This is a genomic window from Pedobacter steynii, assembly GCF_900103665.1.
In the GTDB taxonomy this organism is placed as follows: domain Bacteria; phylum Bacteroidota; class Bacteroidia; order Sphingobacteriales; family Sphingobacteriaceae; genus Pedobacter; species Pedobacter steynii.
In genome coordinates, this window is sequence record NZ_FNGY01000014.1 from 101423 (window position 1) to 118217 (window position 16795).

A 16795-nucleotide genomic window follows, 5' to 3' on the forward strand; every position below is an offset into this window, starting at 1 on the left:
TCCCTTTTATGGGGACAGCCTATTTTTTTAACTAATGAATGGTACCATTACCACCATTTCAAAGGGAATTCAAGCTGGTCTACAGAGCCGACAATCAAATCCGGCTTAAAAGCATAATCACTTAAACTTTCTTTTTTCGCGATTCCGGATAAAACCAATATCGTCTTGTAACCCATTTGCACTCCACCCTGTATATCTGTTTCCATCGTATCCCCAATTACAGTGGTTTCTGCGGTTTCCAGTCCTAAATACTTTCTGGCTGAACGCATCATTACCGGGCTGGGCTTTCCGATTACAAAGGCTTTCCTGCCCGTTGCCTCTTCTATCATTGCGGTAGTTGCCGCGATGCCCAGGTTGTTCCATCCCGGTTTTTTAGGAGATGGATCCTGATTGGTCGTGATGAATTTAGCGCCCGCCAGAATCATATCTACAGCACGTTGCACCATTTCCAAAGTAAAATTCCTGCCCTCACCCAATACCACAAACTCCGGATCAGTATTCACGAGGTTAATGCCATTTTCATGTAAACTGGTAATCAGTCCACCCTCCCCCAATACATAGGCAGTTCCGTTTTCACCCTGGTCGCCCAGGAATTTACCAGTTGCCATTGCACTGGTGTAAACGTGCTTTTCAGTCACTTCAATGCCCAAAAGTTTTAGCTTACGGACCACATCAAGCCGGGTACGCTGGCTATTGTTTGTCATAAAGGTAAAGGGGATATCGTTTTTAAGCAGATTGGCAATAAACTTATCAGCACCCTCGATTAAAGTTTCGCCGCTGTAAATGACACCATCCATGTCAATTAGAAGTCCGTGTTTCATATTTTTTGTTCGTAATTTCGTAGTAAAGATCTAGTCTATTTGTGCCGCTTAATTTACAATAAAGATGCACATATTACTTAATGAATTAAAAACAAGACTGAACACTTTGCGAATTGATATTGCTGCCTTAATAATAAGGTCTGTTCTTTCTAAAAACCCTTGTTTTTATTTTAACAAGGGCAACAGGTTTTTATTAAAATCAGCGACCGTATTCCCGCCAAAAAAATTCGTCCCCGGACAACTTTTAGTCAGCCCGGTCCCTTCCACTTTGATTCTTTTTCCTATGTTGAGGTCATACCAATGGTGATAAACAACGCTTTGGTCGGTTGGAATCAGCTTAAAATGACTAAGTAAAGCCCTGGTCACTGATAAAATCACAGCGCGATGAGCTGCAGTCATCTGGTCTTTCCCTTTGTCGAAGTTTCCAACGTTCTCAATACATATGCCGTTTACATTTGCCCCTTTGATACCGGCTGGTATCTTGTTCATACTTCTGCACACCATAATCCTCCCATCAGGAAAAGTGCTGAAGTTCTGCGCTATTTCTGCAAAACCACGTTCCAGATGTGCGCGTTCCATCGCCTCACAGAGCGCAAAATGGTTATCGCCATTAAAATGACGATAAGCAGGAATATAAGTGTGGTGTAATTGAACCAGCCTGATGTCTCTTGCTGGTGTCTTTTGCATCTTCAGCCAGGAATCAAATTCTTCCGGCGATAGCAAGATAAATTTTCCGATTGCTTTCATTAAAATAGGGATTTATAGGATAACAAAAATCTTAACATTCTGTTCTGATGTCAAAAAAAATAAGGACATATCTCCCGATATGCCCTTACAACCTTAAACCAAACCAATTATGAAACCATCATGATCTTACAAATCACACAACGATTGAATACCAAGATCATGATCGCTTCATCACCATTGAAAAACAATTAGATTCCAATGAAAACCTTTTATTAAGAAACCTTAATCTCTTTAGTAGCAGATTTAGATTCATCTTTTTTACCAATCGTGATGTTTAAAATTCCGTTGGTATATTCAGCAGCGATTTTTTCTGCATCTACACTTTCCGGCAACACGAATGATCTTGCGAAAGAGAAATAATCAAATTCTTTACGGGTATAATCTTTTTTCTCCTCAGTTTCGCTTACTTTTTTCTCTGCCCATACCGACAAAGTATCTTTCTTTAAGTTGATCTGAAAATCTTCTTTTGTCAAACCAGGTGCAGCCAATTCAATTTTATAATCTGCTTCAGTTTCCAGAATGTTTACACCCGGAACTTTGTTTACAGTTAAATTTTTATTTAATGCCTCACTAAACAAAGAGTCAAATACGTTGTTAAAGTAAGGTGCAGTGTTTCTGGTTCTGTTGTTAAATTTTACTAGTGTCATTGCTTATTTCTCCTTTTATTTAAGTTTTAATTTTATACTAAACAGCTAATCAACACTCATACCAACCCCATTTTCTATGAATTTCAAGACATTTTGGCGCAAAAAATCAAAAAAACAAGACAAAAAGGCAGACATCATCAACCATTTAGACAGTTTTAAGTATAAAACCGAGATTGAAACCCGCTTTGCTGATTTTGATATGTTTGGCCATGTGAACAATGCCGTGTACTTTACGTACCTTGAAGTTGCCAGATCAAAGTACTGGAATGTGGCCATTAAGTGGGATTGGAAAAAGACCGGGGTAGTGATTGCTCAGGCCAGCCTGGATTACCTTGTTCCGGTATTGATCGACGATAAAATCAGCATGTATGTGAGAACGTCAAGAATAGGAAACAGCAGTTTTGATCTGGAATATCTGCTGGTAAAACATGAACATGGAAAAGAAGTGGTTTGCAGCAAAGGGAAAACCATTTGCGTCGCCTTCGATTATCAGACAAAAGGCGCCTCCCCTATTCCGGAAAACGAAAGGGCAAGAATGATCTCATTTGAGCAATTGGAAAATAAATAGATTTGAAGACCATAGACAAAGCGGCTCAGGGGCCGAAAAATGGAGAAACCGGTAAAAGTTTTCTTTTACCGGCCTCCGTTTTATTCCGTATCTGATCTCAGTTAAAAAATCTTCCCCGGATTCAGAATCCCTGCAGGATCAAATACCTTTTTAATGCTGCGCATCAGGTTCAGGTGAATTTCACTGTATTTAATAGGCATAAAGTCCTTTTGTACCAGGCCAATTCCATGCTCTCCGGAAATCGTTCCGCCCAATGCACTGGTCAGCTCAAACACTTCCACAATGCCGTCTTTAAGTTTGCTTTTCCAATCTTCATCACTCATCCCTGCTTTGATGATGTTTACATGAAGATTTCCATCACCAGCATGTCCATAGCACACACTTTCAAAACCATATCTGCCGCCAATCTCTTTAATTCCCTTAATCAATTTCGGCAAAGCAGCCCTTGGCACTACAGTATCTTCTTCTTTATAAATAGAATTTGATTTCACCGACTCTGGCATCGTACGCCTGATCTTCCATAGTTCGTCCTTTTGCATCGCGGTATCCGCAAAAAGTACATCTGTACAACCAAACTCTTCCAGGACTACATTCACCCGCTCACAGTCCTTAAAAATAGCGTCCATATCATCACCATCAAATTCGATCAAGAGAAAAGCATTCACCCCATCTTTCAGGTCAAATTTGATATCGTCATATTCTATTACCCATTCCACTCCTCTCCGTTCCATAAATTCCAGTGCAGAAGGAATCACCCCTGCCCGGAAGATCGCCGATACCGCGCCGCAAGCCTGCTCATTTTCAGAGAAAGAAGCCATCATGAGCACACTGTGCTGAACTTTTGGAATCAGTTTAGCCACAATCTTCGTGACTACCCCTAATGTACCTTCAGAACCGATCATCAACTGCGTCAGGTTATAGCCCGAGGCGTATTTCAAGGTATTTGCACCGGTCCAGATCACCTCCCCCGTAGGCAGGACCACTTCCAGATTCAGGATATACTCCCTGATCGTTCCATACTTCACCACCCTTGGCCCGCCGGAACCATGCGCTACATTCCCACCAATAAAGCAGGAACCTTTACTCGAAGGATCAATAGGATAAAGCAATCCTTTTTCTGCAACAGCATCCATAAACTCCTGCGTGATCACGCCGGGCTCCACTACTGCCTGCAGGTTCTCCGTATCGATGTCAATAATCTTTTTAAATTTCTCCATAGACAGCAATACACCACCGAAGACCGGCAGTGCACCCCCGCTCAAACCTGTGCCACCACCACGGGGCGTTACAGGAACATGGTGTGCGTTACACAATTTTAATAAAGCAGCCACTGAAGCAGTATCTTTAGGTTTAACCACTACTTCAGGGTAATATTTCAAATCTTCAGTTTCATCATGACAATAAGTATCTAAAGCATCCTGATCTGTAAAAACACTTTCCGCACCAACAGCTGTTTTGATCAGCTCCAGCAATTCTGAAGTTATTTTAGTGTATTCCATTATATATTTGGTTTTTTAATCTTTAAAGGAGGGTAATTTAAGCACGGCATTTATTGATAAGCAAAGTATTCATTTTAACAACAGTGTTGATTTAAGCTTTCTTTTCAGGAGCGGTATAGCTCAGCTGAACGAAAGAATGCCCAACTTCGCCTGGCATTGGCGGGTTCATTTTGCGAATCCCTGCCTGGGCAGTCAACACGAAAGGATAATGGGCAATCACACGGTCCAGAATCCGCTTCACTACCGTTTCCAGCATCTTCTGGGTGTTTTGCATTTCCTCCAGAATGATGATATTGATCACTTCATAATTCACCGTATGGTTCAGGTTTTCGGTATCTCCGGTATGGACAAAGGTGGCCACCACATCTACCAAAAAGTAGATCCCGGTTAAATGCTCTTCCGGGTACCAGCCATGAAGGGCGAAACACTTTACATCTCTTAATGCAACGGTCTGTATATAGCTATTTGCTGAACTCATTTGGCAAAATTAATTTTTTGGACGGTTTTTACCAGCCATTCCCCGAAATTATTACCTTTGAAGCAAAGGGCTTTGAAAAAATCCCGGTTCAAACAAAAGCAACAGCTGATCACTTAACCAAATATAGTGTAAACAATGAATAAATCTGCCAAAAAAGACCTTTACGAAGCTCCTGATTATTATTTACTCGACGAATTACTTACGGAAGAACACAAGCTGATCCGCTCTGCGGCAAGAGACTGGGTGAAGAAAGAAGTTAGCCCGATCATTGAAGACTATGCACAGAAAGCAGAATTCCCTAAACACCTGATTAAAGGGCTGGGAGAAATTGGCGCTTTTGGACCAACCATCCCTGTAGAATATGGCGGTGCCGGACTCGATTACATTGCCTACGGAATCCTGATGCAGGAAATCGAACGTGGTGATTCCGGAATCAGGTCTACCGCTTCCGTTCAGGGATCATTGGTCATGTATCCGATCTTTGCTTATGGTACAGAAGAACAACGCAAAAAATACCTTCCAAAATTAGCTACAGGTGAACTTATGGGCTGTTTCGGACTCACCGAACCGGATCATGGATCTAACCCTGGTGGAATGGTAACCAATATAAAAGACAAAGGCGACCATTACCTGTTGAATGGCGCAAAGATGTGGATCTCTAACGCCCCTTTCGCAGATATCGCTGTGGTATGGGCAAAAGATGAATCCGGCAAAATCAGAGGATTAGTTGTAGAAAGAGGAATGGAAGGCTTCAGCACTCCGGAAACACATAACAAATGGAGCTTAAGGGCTTCCGCTACCGGCGAACTGGTATTTGACAATGTGAAAGTTCCCAAAGAAAACCTTTTCCCGGAAATCAGTGGATTAAAAGGACCATTGGGTTGCTTAAACCAGGCACGCTACGGCATTGCATGGGGTGCATTGGGTGCTGCAATGGACTGTTATGATACGGCATTGCGTTATTCCAAAGAACGTGTACAATTCGGTAAACCTATCGGCGGATTCCAGTTACAGCAAAAGAAATTAGCCGAAATGGTGACTGAAATTACAAAAGCACAATTGCTGGTATGGCGCTTAGGTGTATTGAAAAGTGAAAACAGAGCCACTGCAGAACAAATCTCTATGGCCAAAAGAAACAGTGTAGAAATTGCATTGGATATCGCCCGTAATGCCCGACAAATGTTAGGTGGAATGGGAATCACCGGAGAGTATTCAATTATGAGACATATGATGAACTTAGAATCTGTGGTGACTTACGAGGGAACGCATGACATCCACTTATTGATTACCGGAATGGATGTGACCGGAATAAACGCGTTCAAATAAAACTTACTATTGATTTCGAATAAATGCGCTCCATTTCATTTTACAAAAACATAAAAATGCCACTAGTGGCATTTTTATGTTTTATAGCCATCAACACCGCATACGGACAAGGTAAAAATTTCTCGATAGACCGTAAAGACCCTTCATGGATTGTTAAAACAAACAGCAAAGGAGCTACCCCTCCGGCCAAAGATATTTCCGATGGCTACTTCCTTTCCCTGTACGAAAACCAGAATCATGTAGAACTACAGGAAGAATACAGTCACCTGATCCGGGAAATTGTGTCGGAAGCCGGGGTCCAGAACGGATCACAAATCTCGGTAACCTACGAGCCCGGATTTCAAAAATTGATTTTCCACAAAATCCTGCTATGGAGGAATAATCAATCCAAAGATCTGCTTCAATCCCATAAATTTAAAGTTCTTCAAATAGAAAAGGACCTTTCTAAATTTATCTATAGCGGAACTTATGAGGCTTTCTTATTGTTGGACGACATCAGAAAAGGGGATCGCATAGAGTACGCTTACACGATTAAAGGCAACAATCCCATTTTCGGTCAAAAGTATGCTTCTACCTTTTATTTTGAAGGCCCAAGCAGCGTTGGATACCTGTATTCAAACCTTATTTTCAACAAAAAGAGGGTATTCAATATTAAAAATTTCAATTTCAATACCGATCCTAAACTTAAAGAGAAAGATGGACTCAATATGTACGAATGGGAAGGCAATCTTACCAAAACCCATAGAGTCACGGATTTCGAACCTTCATGGTACAATCCGCTGAGGCGAACCCAGCTCTCAGACTACCAAAATTGGAATGAAGTGGTGAACTGGGGATTAAAAGTGAACGATTACCCGAATCTGAAATCCGCCTTACTCGATAAAAAAGTACAGGAATTAAAGGCCAGATCCGGCAACAATACCAAGAAATACATTGAACTGGCGACCAGATTTGTACAGGATGAAATCCGCTATATGGGCATTGAAATCGGTCAATACTCTCATAAGCCCAACTCCCCTAATAAAGTACTCAGACAGCGCTATGGAGATTGTAAAGACAAGTCCCTGTTGCTGGTCCATTTGCTGGCACCAATGAATGTCAAGGCGGATATGGCTTATGTAAACACCTACGCTACCGTTAAAACCGGAGAGAACTTACCGAGTCCCTTTGCCTTTAACCATGTGGTGGTGGTCGTAAATTATAACAACAACAAAACCTGGATTGATCCCACCATCTCCTATCAAAGAGGAACATTTGACAGCATTTATTTTCCGGATTATGGAGAAGCGCTGGTCATCAAACCAGGAGTTAACGCGCTCGAAAAAGTGATCAGTATCCCAACCGGGAAGCTCTCTTCTGTCTTAGAATTTAACGTTCCCGACACCCTTGCCGGGAAGAAAGCCAGCCTGCTGATCAAAACCACCTATACCGACAATTACGCGGACAATATGAGGGCCGAAATCGCGGAATCAGGTACCGAAGCCCTGGAGAAATCTTACCTGGAATATTATGGTAAAATATATGCCGATATCGAAACAACAGCTGAATTAAAGGTCACCGATCAGGAGGAAAGCAATATCCTGGAGGTAACTGAGCGCTACGAAATCAGCAATATATGGGAAGTAGATTCCGCAAAAAATCAATCTTACGTACAATTTTATGCTGACCTGATCAGAGAAGAAATGCGCGACATTATGGCGAAGAACCGAAACACGCCTCTTTCCCTGAAAAACCCCGTAAATATAGAACAGACGATTATTGTGCATACCCCTGAAACATGGAACCTGCAAGTGGAGCCTTTTAAATTGGAGACCGACGACTATTATTTTGAAACATCCGGATTTCAACACGAAAAGACGCTCACACTAAACTATGTTTTCCGGAACATGAAATCTTTCATTGATGGCTCAAAAACAAAGGCTTATGTGAAAGACAGGGCTAAAATCCTGGATAACCTAACTTATTATATTAGTTGGGGAACTCCTGCCGCTGCCACTGACGACATCAACCCCTACCTCATTTACCTCTGCATCCTGGCCCTGATCGTTTCCCTGGTCTTTTGCCTTAAGATCTATCAGATCAGATCTCCTTTTGAGCTGGAGGAACTGACTGAAGCAAGGCCAATCCGGGGATGGTTGATCTTTCTTGGCCTTCAGGTTCTTTGTTTCCCGTTGGCATTAATGGGAAAAACGATGCTGATGGGCGTATGGTCTGCCAATACCTGGAAAAACTTCAGTGAGCAGGGTGCTTTATCGGAATACAGCATTAAGTTTTTGATCATTATCCATGTCGTTCTCTTTTCTTTACTCCTTTGTTACTCGGTTTTAGGCGCTATTTTATTCTTTAAGAGACGTAAAAACTTCCCTAAACTCTATATTCCCTTCTTATTTGGATATATTTGCTTTTTAATCCTCAATGCCGTAATCTATATCATTTCAGCAAAGGTAAGCGAACAAGAGGTCATATGGAACAACTCAACACTCAGGGTTTCGGATACCATCTTTTGCATTTTATGGATCTCATACTTAAAAAGATCCGAACGTGTAAAAGAAACTTTTGTTTTTACTTACCCTGAAATAGAGTGGAGAACAGCGATGATTAAACAGTATAATGAGCAGCATTTTGCCCCTCAAAAAGAAAACATTGACAATGAAAACATTTAAAAAATACTATTCCCTCCCTGCGCCTCCTGAAGAGGTGTATTGGGCGATGACAAAAGCGCAAAGCATCCAGCTGTGGACAGGTGCAGAAGCGGAATTTACAGAAGAAGTAAACACAGAATTCTCTTTTTGGGACGGCGATATCGTGGGTAAAAACCTGGAATTGGAATACGGCAAAAAGATTGTTCAGCAATGGTATTTCGGAGAAGAAAATGAACCTTCTATCGTCACCATTAAACTGCATGAAGATAAAAAAGGAACTTCACTGGAATTCGTACAAACGAATATCCCGGACGAGGATTACGAAGAATTCACTTCAGGATTAACGGAATACTATTTCGGTGGTCTGATCGACTTTTTCGAAGAATAAAAGAAGAGGTTGAAATTTAGTCATAAAAAAAGAGGAATCTCTTTTCGTCCCCGAATCTTTGCTGAAGAGCAAATATTCGAACGTCCTCAAAGAAATACCTCTTTTTTTTTAAAATCCTGCACAGGTATATTGCCTTCTTAGTGGCGTACCTATGCAGGATTTCTATTTTAACGATGATTCATTGTGTCTGATTTTTATCCTTAATTTCAAAAAAAGAAGGTATTCCAGGAAAAGGCATAGGAATTTTGCCCCCTTCAGGGCAAAGGTTCCAGCCTTTGAGTAGTAATACCTTCTTTTTTAACCAGAATTATTTTATTCAGTAATATTAAAGCAAAAACTGCCCAAACCAACCCTTATCCTTCCGTATCGTATACAGAAACGATGTTCTCTCTTAAATTATAGTGTGATGCCATCACCTCTCCATAAGCACCTGTACTGCGTAAAGCAATCAGGTCCCCACGCAATGTTTCCGGCAATTCCACCTCTTTACCAAAGCAATCTGTGCTTTCGCAAATTGGCCCAACCACATCATATTTAACCGAATCTGCCAAAGCAAGCTTAGAAATGTTTTCAATTTTATGGTAAGCCTGATATAAAGCTGGTCTCATCAATTCCGTCATTCCGGCATCCAGAATGATAAAGTTCTTTTTCTTTCCGTTTTTCACGTAAAGCACCTTACTGATCAATGAAGAACATTGCCCAACTAAAGCCCTGCCCAGTTCAAAATGAACCTCCTGGTTAGACCTTACTTCCAGAAACTCCTGGAACACTTTAAAATAAGCGGCAAAATCCGGCACCTGTTGTTCCGGGTTATGGTAATCAATACCTAAACCACCGCCAACATTTAATACTTTTACGATGAACCCACGTTCTTCAAACCATCCGGCAAACTCATTCACACGGACACATAAATTTTTATAGACATCCAGGTTTGTGATCTGTGATCCGATGTGGAAGTGAACCCCTATAAATTCCAGATTAGGGCTCTTCTTTAAAGTTTCCGCACAGGCGGTTAAATCCCAGGAATTGACCCCAAATTTATTCTCATCCAATCCGGTGGTGATATTATGATGCGTATGTGCATCCACATTTGGATTAATACGGATCGCTACTCTCGCCAGCTTTCCTTTCTTTTCCGCAAGCTCATTGATCACTTCCAGCTCCTGAACAGATTCTACGTTAAAGCAGAAAATATCATGATCCAGCGCAGCATTGATCTCGCGGTCGGACTTACCCACACCCGCAAAAACAACCTGTTTTTTATCAAAGCCAATCTCGATGGCTTTGTTCACTTCGCCCCCGCTTACACAGTCGGCACCAAAACCTACGGCCTTGATCTTTTGTAAAACAGCAGGATTGAAATTAGCTTTCATGGCATAGTGCACATGAAAATTATATACCTTAGCGGCCGCTGCGCAATCACTTAACGTTTTTTGCAGTAAAGTAAGGTCATAATAATAAAATGGTGTTTCTAAATTTGCGAAACGTGCTATATCTTTATCGGAAAACATAATGTTCAAGTATCTGATTATATTTTTTATCGTTGTTTTGAGTTTAATCTATTTCGGCAACTATCTCGATTACAAGAACAATAAGATGAACCGTGCGGAGTACAACAGAAGAGTCAGGCTCTTCTTCTTCCTGGTCGTCCTGATCTTTGCCATTGTTGTCTGGTTAAGGAAGCGGTAAAACCGCTTGCTTATTCAAACAAACGGTTATGTAAACTCTTTAAAGCTTCTGTTTTATCTTTCGTATTGATCAGCAGGGAGATGTTGTAATTACTTCCGCCATAAGAGATCATACGAATAGGAATGTGCTTGATTGCATCCAGTACACGGGCTGCATAACCATGCTTATCCGCACTGAAATCTCCAACTACACAAACAATGCTCTGATCGCTATCAATCTCCACCGAACCGAAAGCATGAAGCTCTTCTACGATTTTATCCAGATTATCCGTAAAATCTATCGTTAACGAAACCGCAACTTCTGAAGTCGTGATCATATCGATTGGTGTTTTATACCTTTCAAAGATCTCGAATACCCTTCTCAGGAAACCGTAAGCCAATAGCATTCTGCTGGATTGGATCTTGATGGCGGTAATGCCATCTTTTGCTGCGATAGATTTGATCTTTCCTTTTTCACTATCCGTAGAGATCAATGTTCCCGCTGCTTCAGGCTCCATCGTATTTAGTAACCGCACCGGAATCTTATACTTCTGCGCCGGGAATACCGACTGTGGGTGTAAAATTTTCGCCCCGAAATAAGCAAGCTCCGCGGCCTCATCAAAAGAAAGATGAGAAATCGGCTTCGTTCCTTTTACAATCCGGGGGTCATTGTTGTGCATGCCATCAATATCTGTCCAGATCTGAACCTCTTCGGCTAAGATCGCAGCGCCGATTAATGAAGCGGTATAATCACTTCCGCCACGTCTCAGATTATCTACTTCTCCGAAGCTGTTTCTGCAGATAAATCCCTGGGTGATGAATAACTTATTTCCTTTATGCTGATCCAGCAAAGGCTGTAAATGTTTGGTACTGTAGGGAACATCAGGCTCGTTGTCTTCATCAATTTTCATGAAATCCAATGCCGGAAGCAATACAGAAGGCACCCCGATAGACTTCAGGTAAATATGATAAAGGGTAGTCGACAGCAATTCACCTTGTGCCAATACCACTTTCTCTTCGATTGGCGTGAAAATATCGTTTACTAATGAACTTAAAAAGTTGAAATGATAATCTACCACTTCCTGCCCTTGTTCAAGAAACCCGTTCTCCGGCAATAGCTCAATCACAAATTCATTATATTTTTGGTGCAATGCGTTAATTAAGCTTAACGCCACCTGTTTATCCTCCTTTAAAAGTTTGCCTGAAATTTCCACTAAACTATTGGTTGTACCAGACACGGCTGATAGGACCACAATTTGCTCTTCGGCCGGATTAATAATGTCCAGCAACTTTTTCATGCGCTCAGGGCTTCCTACGGAAGTTCCTCCAAACTTTAATATCTTCATTTAATTGAGGTAAGAATTTTATTTTTTGATAAATTGGCTATATACTTGTAATTGGGCGTGAAATTAAATAAATCGCCGATATTTAGCACTAAATACACAAAATAAAATTTGGAATAATGCATTTTTTTTGTCCTCCCGCAAAACATGGTGTAGGCAATTTTGTTTATCCCATAACCAATCAAAAGTTATAACATTATCATATGCAATTAGAAGCCGCAACCTTAAGCACCATAAACCAATGGCTTAATGGTAATTACGACACGAAAACAAAAGAAGAAATCCAACAGCTTTTAAACAAAGAAGCCTTTACTGAGCTCACAGACTCTTTTTACAGAAGTCTGGAATTTGGAACAGGAGGATTACGCGGCATCATGGGTGCAGGTTCCAACAGAATCAATAAATACACGATTGGTACTGCAACTCAGGGATTGTGCAATTACCTGCTGAAAAAATATCCTGGAGAAAAGGTAAAAGTAGCCATTGCGCACGACAGCCGTAACAATTCCGATTACTTTGCCGGCATTACTGCGGATGTATTTTCTGCCAATGGAATCCATGTCTATTTCTTCAAAGCGCTAAGACCAACACCGGAGCTTTCCTTTGCAGTAAGAGAACTGGGCTGCAAAAGTGGGGTGATGTTGACTGCTTCACATAACCCTAAAGAATACAATGGCTATAAAGCCTATGGTGAAGACGGCGGACAATTCACCTCCCCTGACGATACCATGGTGATGGATGAAGTGGCAAAAATCAGCAGCATCGACGAAGTGAAATTCGACCGGATTGATGCCAATGTGGAATTAATCGGAGAAGAAATTGATCAGTTGTATCTGGATAAGATCACGGAGCTGTCCGTATCTCCGGAAGCCATCGCCCGCCAGAAAGACCTTAAAATCGTCTACTCTCCTATTCATGGTACAGGAATCACGCTTGTCCCTCGGGCATTGGCGCAGTTTGGTTTTACCAACCTGACCATTGTTGAAGAACAAAGCAAACCAGATGGAAACTTCCCTACGGTAGTTTATCCAAATCCGGAAGAAAAAGAAGCATTGACCCTGGCGCTAAAAAAAGCAGAAGAAATTGATGCAGACCTGGTATTGGCAACAGACCCGGATGCAGACAGAGTAGGTATCGCTGTAAAAAATAACGACGGTCAGTTCGTATTGTTGAATGGAAACCAAACCGGAAGCTTACTGATTAATTACCTGTTGAGCGCATGGGAAGAAAAAGGAAAACTTACCGGCGATCAATACATTGTTAAAACGATTGTAACCAGTAACCTGATCGAGCAAATCGCGATAAAGAAAAAAGTAATCTTTTACAATACTTTAACCGGATTCAAATGGATCGGTCAGCTGATGACCAAACTTCAGGGCAAGCAAACCTTTATTGGTGGTGGTGAGGAAAGTTATGGTTACCTGATCGGTGAACTGGTAAGGGATAAGGATGCGGTAGTATCCTGTGCTTTCATTTCTGAAATGACGGCTTTCTATAAAGATAAAGGCAGTAGCTTGTACAATGCCATGTTAGACATGTACGTAGAATACGGCCTGTATAAAGAAGAGCTGGTTTCCATTACCAAAAAAGGTAAAACCGGAGCGGAAGAGATCAAAGCCATGATGGAAAAATTCAGAAACAATCCACCTGAGACCCTTGGAGGTGCCAAAGTGATGACGCTGAAGGACTATGAGCTGGGTACAGAAACCGACTTGCTAAGCGGAGAGAAAACTGAGCTGACACTTCCAAAATCGGATGTATTGCAATTCATTACGGTTGATGGCAGCATTGTTTCCGCAAGACCATCGGGAACAGAACCTAAAATCAAGTTCTATTGCAGCGTGAATGCACCATTAAAAGACAAAGAAAGCTTTAAAGAAACTGACGCCAGATTGGGCGATAAAGTTAAAGCGATTATGAAAGATTTAGAGGCTTAAGCCTCTAAATCATCTTTCAATAAATCTGGTAGGTAAACTTACCTTACTTCTTTCAGACTGGGGTAATGATCGATCCGCAGAAAGTTCCTGAAGAATGATATCAATGATCTTTTCGGCGATCTGTTCTATGGGTTGATCAACCACACTGATTGGAGGCGTATGAATCCGGAATACATCCTGATCATCATAGGCCACAATCATAAAGCCGTCATTAATCGGTTTCTGAATACTTTTCAAAAAGAACAATCCACGCACTGCGAGGTAATTCGTAGAGAAAAATACCGCGTCAATCTGAGGATTCTCCTCAAATAAAACCTTTAGCCTGTTGTTCGTATCTTCTTCGGTAGCATCGAAAGGAATTTTTACCAGTGTATGCGCATTGGCCGTCATTCCATGATCTCTCAATGCCTTCTGATAACCGAGAAAACGGTTGTTGATCTGGTCAACTTCTACGTCTACCGTTACAAAGGCAATATTCTTTCTTCCCTTTTTGATGAGGAATTCTGTCGCAGAATATCCTCCTTCAAGGTTGTCGACTACGACATAGTTGACATCCAGGTCGGGCAGGTTCCTGTCAAATATGACAACCGGAATCCGTTCTGCCAGCAACTGTCTGATGTCTTCTTCAATTCCCGGAACAGGTGCGATGATATAAGCATCTACTTTCCGCGACTTAAACATCTCGATCAGCTCTCTCGCTTTAACCGGGTCATTTTCTGTACTGGAATAACTGATCTTATATCCTTTTTTATACGCTTTATCTTCAATAAGTCTGGCAATGGCGGAAAAAAACGGATTTGAAATGTCTTCTACGATCAGACCAATGGTCTTTGTATTTCCGGTCCTCAGGCTTCGTGCCACCTGGTTTGGCTTAAAGCCAAGCTCCTGAATGATCTCTTCTACGCGCTTGATGACCTCCTTACTGATGCGCATCTTTTCCGCTTTACCATTTAAGATAAAGGAAACGGTAGTGATGGATACTTCTGCTCTTTTTGCAATATCCTTAATAGATGGAGGTTTCATTTGTAAATTAATTTACCGCCAATCTATAGATTTAATTGCTAATCTCCTCAAAATATTTACCTGCAATTTTAACAAATGCATCCTCATTGAGTGGCTTATGCATGTAATTAACGATTTCCTGATTCGCAGAGGCCATTAATTCATCATCTGGATTCAAAGAAGTAGTGAGCATAACTACCACCGTTCTTGCCTTATGTGCGGCATCAATTTTACGATATTCCTCCATAAAATCCCAGCCACTCATTCCCGGCATATTGATATCCAGGAAGATAATGCCCGGTCTTTGGGTATCTTCATCGTTTGCATATTTCCCCGAAAATGTCAAATAATCCAATGCCTCCCTTGCCGAAGTAATCGACTTTACATCCACCTCAATATTGGTATTCTGAACTATTTTACGGTGGATATAATTGGTTGGGATGTCATCATCTACCAGCAACACACAGTTAAGGTTCTTAAATTTTTTCATTGTTTCATTGGTATATATTGCTTTTCAGGCTAAAACAAAAAGTACTGCCTTGATTTACGACAGATTTCACAAAAATATCCCCTCCATGAAGCTCCACTATTTTTTTACAATGAGAAAGCCCGATCCCATGACCTTCATAATCCTCATGACTATGCAGGCGCTGAAAGATAGAAAATATTTTCTCTTTATACTGTGCTTCAATACCAATCCCATTATCACTGAAATCAAAATTCCAGTATTGATCATCTTCAGTCGCCCTAATCTGGACCTCCGGAAGTATATCCTTTTTCCTGAACTTCAGAGAATTGCTGATCAGGTGATGAAAAAGCTGTTTTAATTCTGCCGCATATCCATAAACTACAGGCAGGTTATCGTATTGAATCGTCATTCCGGTAGCAGCAATCTGGTCGGAAAGCTCCTGTTTCACCGATTCCACTAAAAAATTACAATTCACAGGCTCCTTAGCTGCCGGAGTCCCGAGTCTTGCATAATCCAGTAAACCTTTGATTAAATATTTCATCTTCTCTGTAGATTCAGAGATGTATTTCAGGTATAAGGCTCCGTTTTCATCAAACTGATCTCCATACTCCTTTTTTAGCAATCCCACAAAGTTGTTCACCGTTAATAAAGGTTCCTGTAAATCATGAGAAGCAATATAGACAAACTGTTCCAGTTCTTTATTTCTGAATTCCAGTAAGCGTGCATATTCTCTTAACGCCTTTTCCGCGTTTAGCTTGTCGGTCAGATCACGCGTAAATTTACAAAACCCGATCACTTCATTCTGTTCGTCGTAAATCGTGGTAATCGTCACATGGGCCCAGAAAGTCTTGCCATCTTTTTTAACCCGCCAGCCCCGGTGCTGAGCCTTTCCTTTAAGCAGGGCTTTTTCCAGCAGCAATTCAGGCACCTTATTTTTAAGGGCCTCTTCCGTATAAAATATTCTGAAATTATGACCAATAATTTCGTCTGAAGAATAACCTTTAATCTTTTCAGCTCCCTTATTCAAGCTGGCCACATTTCCAAGCTTGTCAAGAAGCAGAATTGCATAATCCTCTATTCCACCCAGCATTTTTAAGAGCAGGGGTTGAGGATTGCTTAAACTATTTTGCATTTATCAGGGATGGTTTTTCCTAATGATATTCAAAATTCAAGCCATAGCCAAATAAATAGGTAAGAATACCTATATTCAGGTATTCAGCTATAATTATGAGGAAAATATTGTCCTTCTTTTTTCCCCAAG

Annotated in this window: 16 protein-coding genes; 6 read left to right on the top strand and 10 right to left on the bottom strand. The window is 41.1% G+C overall.

The window, feature by feature from the left end; genetic code table 11:
* Positions 1-47: 47 nt before the first annotated feature.
* The 3 genes from BLQ87_RS29380 to BLQ87_RS29390 all read right to left on the bottom strand — a co-directional run bounded on the left by BLQ87_RS29380 (position 48) and on the right by BLQ87_RS29390 (position 2215).
* Positions 48-821 (bottom strand): HAD-IIA family hydrolase, encoded by a 774-nt coding sequence (locus BLQ87_RS29380; protein WP_074612474.1) that lies wholly within the window; start codon positions 819-821, stop codon positions 48-50.
* Between the two features lie 165 nt (positions 822-986).
* Positions 987-1568 (bottom strand): peptidoglycan recognition protein family protein, encoded by a 582-nt coding sequence (locus tag BLQ87_RS29385; protein WP_074612475.1) that lies wholly within the window; start codon positions 1566-1568, stop codon positions 987-989.
* A gap of 212 nt (positions 1569-1780) precedes the next feature.
* On the bottom strand, positions 1781-2215 hold the full coding sequence (locus tag BLQ87_RS29390; protein ID WP_074612476.1) for an Hsp20/alpha crystallin family protein: 435 nt from the start codon (positions 2213-2215) through the stop codon (positions 1781-1783).
* Between the two features lie 76 nt (positions 2216-2291).
* Here BLQ87_RS29390 and BLQ87_RS29395 point away from each other — a divergent pair, with 76 nt between their 5' ends.
* Positions 2292-2783, top strand: coding sequence for an acyl-CoA thioesterase (locus BLQ87_RS29395; protein ID WP_074612477.1), 492 nt, complete (start codon positions 2292-2294; stop codon positions 2781-2783).
* Between the two features lie 101 nt (positions 2784-2884).
* On the opposite strand, the gene BLQ87_RS29400 is transcribed toward BLQ87_RS29395, so the two are convergent.
* Complete coding sequence (locus tag BLQ87_RS29400; protein WP_074612478.1) at positions 2885-4282, bottom strand: FAD-binding oxidoreductase; 1398 nt, start codon at positions 4280-4282, stop codon at positions 2885-2887.
* Positions 4283-4373: 91 nt separating this feature from the next.
* A complete protein-coding gene (locus BLQ87_RS29405; RefSeq protein ID WP_074612479.1) occupies positions 4374-4760 on the bottom strand; it encodes a dihydroneopterin aldolase in 387 nt (128 codons plus the stop codon).
* Between the two features lie 135 nt (positions 4761-4895).
* Here BLQ87_RS29405 and BLQ87_RS29410 point away from each other — a divergent pair, with 135 nt between their 5' ends.
* The 3 genes from BLQ87_RS29410 to BLQ87_RS29420 all read left to right on the top strand — a co-directional run bounded on the left by BLQ87_RS29410 (position 4896) and on the right by BLQ87_RS29420 (position 9116).
* Positions 4896-6086 (top strand): acyl-CoA dehydrogenase family protein, encoded by a 1191-nt coding sequence (locus BLQ87_RS29410; protein ID WP_074612480.1) that lies wholly within the window; start codon positions 4896-4898, stop codon positions 6084-6086.
* Positions 6087-6151: 65 nt separating this feature from the next.
* Entirely contained in the window at positions 6152-8749 is a 2598-nt protein-coding gene (locus BLQ87_RS29415) for a DUF3857 domain-containing protein (protein ID WP_172664993.1), read from the top strand.
* Positions 8736-9116: an SRPBCC domain-containing protein gene (locus tag BLQ87_RS29420; protein ID WP_074612482.1), complete on the top strand. Its 381-nt coding sequence runs from the start codon at positions 8736-8738 to the stop codon at positions 9114-9116. The genes BLQ87_RS29415 and BLQ87_RS29420 overlap by 14 nt, the downstream gene beginning before the upstream one ends.
* Positions 9117-9469: 353 nt before the next feature.
* Here the strand turns inward: BLQ87_RS29420 and lysA are convergent, their stop codons facing one another.
* A complete protein-coding gene (gene lysA / locus BLQ87_RS29425; protein WP_074612483.1) occupies positions 9470-10627 on the bottom strand; it encodes a diaminopimelate decarboxylase in 1158 nt (385 codons plus the stop codon).
* Between the two features lies 1 nt (position 10628).
* On the opposite strand from lysA, the gene BLQ87_RS33915 reads away from it, so the two are divergent.
* Complete coding sequence (locus BLQ87_RS33915) at positions 10629-10805, top strand: hypothetical protein (protein WP_172664994.1); 177 nt, start codon at positions 10629-10631, stop codon at positions 10803-10805.
* A 10-nt stretch (positions 10806-10815) separates the two neighbouring features.
* On the opposite strand, the gene BLQ87_RS29430 is transcribed toward BLQ87_RS33915, so the two are convergent.
* Positions 10816-12129 (bottom strand): aspartate kinase, encoded by a 1314-nt coding sequence (locus BLQ87_RS29430; protein WP_074612484.1) that lies wholly within the window; start codon positions 12127-12129, stop codon positions 10816-10818.
* A gap of 200 nt (positions 12130-12329) precedes the next feature.
* Here BLQ87_RS29430 and BLQ87_RS29440 point away from each other — a divergent pair, with 200 nt between their 5' ends.
* Positions 12330-14063, top strand: coding sequence for a phospho-sugar mutase (locus BLQ87_RS29440; protein WP_074612486.1), 1734 nt, complete (start codon positions 12330-12332; stop codon positions 14061-14063).
* Positions 14064-14072: 9 nt separating this feature from the next.
* Here BLQ87_RS29440 and BLQ87_RS29445 read toward each other — a convergent pair whose 3' ends face one another.
* From BLQ87_RS29445 to BLQ87_RS29455, 3 genes are read right to left on the bottom strand one after another with little or no spacing between them, the layout of a single operon-like run.
* A complete protein-coding gene (locus BLQ87_RS29445) occupies positions 14073-15086 on the bottom strand; it encodes a LacI family DNA-binding transcriptional regulator (RefSeq protein ID WP_074612487.1) in 1014 nt (337 codons plus the stop codon).
* A gap of 31 nt (positions 15087-15117) precedes the next feature.
* Positions 15118-15555 (bottom strand): response regulator, encoded by a 438-nt coding sequence (locus BLQ87_RS29450; protein ID WP_074612488.1) that lies wholly within the window; start codon positions 15553-15555, stop codon positions 15118-15120.
* A 4-nt stretch (positions 15556-15559) separates the two neighbouring features.
* Positions 15560-16666, bottom strand: a complete 1107-nt coding sequence (locus tag BLQ87_RS29455) for a PAS domain-containing sensor histidine kinase (protein WP_245723955.1) — start codon at positions 16664-16666, stop codon at positions 15560-15562.
* Between the last annotated feature and the right edge of the window lie 129 nt (positions 16667-16795).

Bases quoted from the DNA above. Each gene is read 5' to 3' on its own strand.
- BLQ87_RS29380 (WP_074612474.1), bottom strand. From the start codon at position 821: ATGAAACACGGACTTCTAATTGACATGGATGGTGTCATTTACAGCGGC.
- BLQ87_RS29385 (WP_074612475.1), bottom strand. From the start codon at position 1,568: ATGAAAGCAATCGGAAAATTTATCTTGCTATCGCCGGAAGAATTTGAT.
- BLQ87_RS29390 (WP_074612476.1), bottom strand. From the start codon at position 2,215: ATGACACTAGTAAAATTTAACAACAGAACCAGAAACACTGCACCTTAC.
- BLQ87_RS29395 (WP_074612477.1), top strand. From the start codon at position 2,292: ATGAATTTCAAGACATTTTGGCGCAAAAAATCAAAAAAACAAGACAAA.
- BLQ87_RS29400 (WP_074612478.1), bottom strand. From the start codon at position 4,282: ATGGAATACACTAAAATAACTTCAGAATTGCTGGAGCTGATCAAAACA.
- BLQ87_RS29405 (WP_074612479.1), bottom strand. From the start codon at position 4,760: ATGAGTTCAGCAAATAGCTATATACAGACCGTTGCATTAAGAGATGTA.
- BLQ87_RS29410 (WP_074612480.1), top strand. From the start codon at position 4,896: ATGAATAAATCTGCCAAAAAAGACCTTTACGAAGCTCCTGATTATTAT.
- BLQ87_RS29420 (WP_074612482.1), top strand. From the start codon at position 8,736: ATGAAAACATTTAAAAAATACTATTCCCTCCCTGCGCCTCCTGAAGAG.
- lysA (WP_074612483.1), bottom strand. From the start codon at position 10,627: ATGTTTTCCGATAAAGATATAGCACGTTTCGCAAATTTAGAAACACCA.
- BLQ87_RS33915 (WP_172664994.1), top strand. From the start codon at position 10,629: ATGTTCAAGTATCTGATTATATTTTTTATCGTTGTTTTGAGTTTAATC.
- BLQ87_RS29430 (WP_074612484.1), bottom strand. From the start codon at position 12,129: ATGAAGATATTAAAGTTTGGAGGAACTTCCGTAGGAAGCCCTGAGCGC.
- BLQ87_RS29440 (WP_074612486.1), top strand. From the start codon at position 12,330: ATGCAATTAGAAGCCGCAACCTTAAGCACCATAAACCAATGGCTTAAT.
- BLQ87_RS29445 (WP_074612487.1), bottom strand. From the start codon at position 15,086: ATGAAACCTCCATCTATTAAGGATATTGCAAAAAGAGCAGAAGTATCC.
- BLQ87_RS29450 (WP_074612488.1), bottom strand. From the start codon at position 15,555: ATGAAAAAATTTAAGAACCTTAACTGTGTGTTGCTGGTAGATGATGAC.
- BLQ87_RS29455 (WP_245723955.1), bottom strand. From the start codon at position 16,666: ATGCAAAATAGTTTAAGCAATCCTCAACCCCTGCTCTTAAAAATGCTG.